This is a genomic window from Phyllobacterium sp. CCNWLW109 (genome assembly GCF_037203905.1).
In the GTDB taxonomy this organism is placed as follows: domain Bacteria; phylum Pseudomonadota; class Alphaproteobacteria; order Rhizobiales; family Rhizobiaceae; genus Phyllobacterium; species Phyllobacterium ifriqiyense.
The window spans coordinates 1-3,042 of sequence record NZ_JBBCBK010000010.1; the positions used below are offsets into that span (position 1 = coordinate 1).

General features: G+C 52.5%; 1 rRNA gene. It reads left to right on the forward strand.

What is annotated here, in order from left to right:
• Positions 1-95: 95 nt before the first annotated feature.
• Positions 96-3,026, forward strand: a 23S ribosomal RNA gene (locus tag V9K92_RS22700).
• Positions 3,027-3,042: the final 16 nt, after the last annotated feature.

Sequence of the window (3,042 nt, forward strand, 5' to 3'; positions counted from 1 at the left end):
TGTTCTTTGAAAACTAGATAACAATAAGTAATACATTCACATTGAATGCAATGCAAAGTTCATCACACATAGTGATTCTTTCTAAAGTAAGAAATGGTTAAGTTAGAAAGGGCGCACGGTGGATGCCTTGGCACTAGGAGCCGATGAAGGACGGGACGAACACCGATATGCTTCGGGGAGCTGTAAGCAAGCTTTGATCCGGAGATTTCCGAATGGGGAAACCCACTGCTCGTAATGGAGTAGTATCCATACTTGAATACATAGAGTATGAGAAGGCATACCCGGGGAACTGAAACATCTAAGTACCCGGAGGAAGAGAAAGCAAATGCGATTCCCTGAGTAGCGGCGAGCGAAACGGGAACAGCCCAAACCAAGAGGCTTGCCTCTTGGGGTTGTAGGACACTCTATACGGAGTTACAAAGGAACGATATAAGCGAAGAGGTCTGGAAAGGCCCGCCAAAGAAGGTAACAGCCCTGTAACTGAAATGTTGTTCTCTCCAGAGTGGATCCTGAGTACGGCGGAACACGTGAAATTCCGTCGGAATCCGGGAGGACCATCTCCCAAGGCTAAATACTCCCTAGTGACCGATAGTGAACCAGTACCGTGAGGGAAAGGTGAAAAGCACCCCGGAAGGGGAGTGAAATAGATCCTGAAACCGTGTGCCTACAAGTAGTCAGAGCCCGTTAAAGGGTGATGGCGTGCCTTTTGTAGAATGAACCGGCGAGTTACGATCCCGTGCAAGGTTAAGCAGAAGATGCGGAGCCGCAGCGAAAGCGAGTCTGAATAGGGCGCATGAGTACGTGGTCGTAGACCCGAAACCAGGTGATCTACCCATGTCCAGGGTGAAGTTCAGGTAACACTGAATGGAGGCCCGAACCCACGCACGTTGAAAAGTGCGGGGATGAGGTGTGGGTAGGGGTGAAATGCCAATCGAACCTGGAGATAGCTGGTTCTCTCCGAAATAGCTTTAGGGCTAGCCTCAAGGTAAGAGTCTCGGAGGTAGAGCACTGATTGGACTAGGGGCCCCTACCGGGTTACCGAATTCAGTCAAACTCCGAATGCCGATGACTTATCCTTGGGAGTCAGACTGCGAGTGATAAGATCCGTAGTCGAAAGGGAAACAGCCCAGACCGCCAGCTAAGGTCCCAAAGTATACGTTAAGTGGAAAAGGATGTGGAGTTGCTTAGACAACCAGGATGTTGGCTTAGAAGCAGCCACCATTTAAAGAGTGCGTAATAGCTCACTGGTCGAGTGACTCTGCGCCGAAAATGTACCGGGGCTAAACGTATCACCGAAGCTGCGGACTGTTCTTACGAACAGTGGTAGGAGAGCGTTCTAAGTGCTGTGAAGTCAGACCGGAAGGACTGGTGGAGCGCTTAGAAGTGAGAATGCCGGTATGAGTAGCGAAAGACGGGTGAGAATCCCGTCCACCGAATGCCTAAGGTTTCCTGAGGAAGGCTCGTCCGCTCAGGGTTAGTCGGGACCTAAGCCGAGGCCGAAAGGCGTAGGCGATGGACAACAGGTTGATATTCCTGTACCACCTCCTCACCATTTGAGCAATGGGGGGACGCAGGAGGATAGGGTAAGCGCGGTATTGGATATCCGCGTCCAAGCAGTTAGGCTGGGAAATAGGCAAATCCGTTTCCCGTAAAGGCTGAGCTGTGATGGCGAGCGAAATTTAGTAGCGAAGTTCCTGATTCCACACTGCCAAGAAAAGCCTCTAGCGAGGTGAGAGGTGCCCGTACCGCAAACCGACACAGGTAGGCGAGGAGAGAATCCTAAGGTGATCGAGAGAACTCTCGTTAAGGAACTCGGCAAAATGACCCCGTAACTTCGGGAGAAGGGGTGCTTCTTAGGGTGTTAAAGCCCCGAGAAGCCGCAGTGAATAGGCCCAGGCGACTGTTTAGCAAAAACACAGGTCTCTGCGAAGCCGTAAGGCGAAGTATAGGGGCTGACGCCTGCCCGGTGCTGGAAGGTTAAGAGGAGCGCTTAGCGTAAGCGAAGGTGCGAATTGAAGCCCCAGTAAACGGCGGCCGTAACTATAACGGTCCTAAGGTAGCGAAATTCCTTGTCGGGTAAGTTCCGACCCGCACGAAAGGCGCAACGATCTGGGCACTGTCTCAACGAGAGACTCGGTGAAATTATAGTACCTGTGAAGATGCAGGTTACCCGCGACAGGACGGAAAGACCCCGTGGAGCTTTACTGCAGCCTGATATTGAATGTTGGTACAGCTTGTACAGGATAGGTAGGAGCCTTGGAAACCGGAGCGCTAGCTTCGGTGGAGGCATCGGTGGGATACTACCCTGGCTGTATTGACCTTCTAACCCGCTGCCCTTATCGGGCAGGGAGACAGTGTCAGGTGGGCAGTTTGACTGGGGCGGTCGCCTCCTAAAATGTAACGGAGGCGCCCAAAGGTTCCCTCAGAATGGTTGGAAATCATTCGCAGAGTGTAAAGGCACAAGGGAGCTTGACTGCGAGACCTACAAGTCGAGCAGGGACGAAAGTCGGGCTTAGTGATCCGGTGGTTCCGCATGGAAGGGCCATCGCTCAACGGATAAAAGCTACCCCGGGGATAACAGGCTTATCTCCCCCAAGAGTCCACATCGACGGGGAGGTTTGGCACCTCGATGTCGGCTCATCGCATCCTGGGGCTGTAGTCGGTCCCAAGGGTTGGGCTGTTCGCCCATTAAAGCGGTACGCGAGCTGGGTTCAGAACGTCGTGAGACAGTTCGGTCCCTATCCGTCGCGGGCGCAGGAAATTTGAGAGGAGCTGTCCTTAGTACGAGAGGACCGGGATGGACGCACCGCTGGTGTACCAGTTGTTCTGCCAAGGGCATCGCTGGGTAGCTATGTGCGGACGGGATAAGTGCTGAAAGCATCTAAGCATGAAGCCCCCCTCAAGATGAGATTTCCCATTCCGCAAGGAAGTAAGATCCCTGAAAGATGATCAGGTTGATAGGTCTGAGGTGGAAGCGTGGTGACACGTGGAGCTGACAGATACTAATAGATCGAGGACTTAACCTATATTCTAATGTGAAGC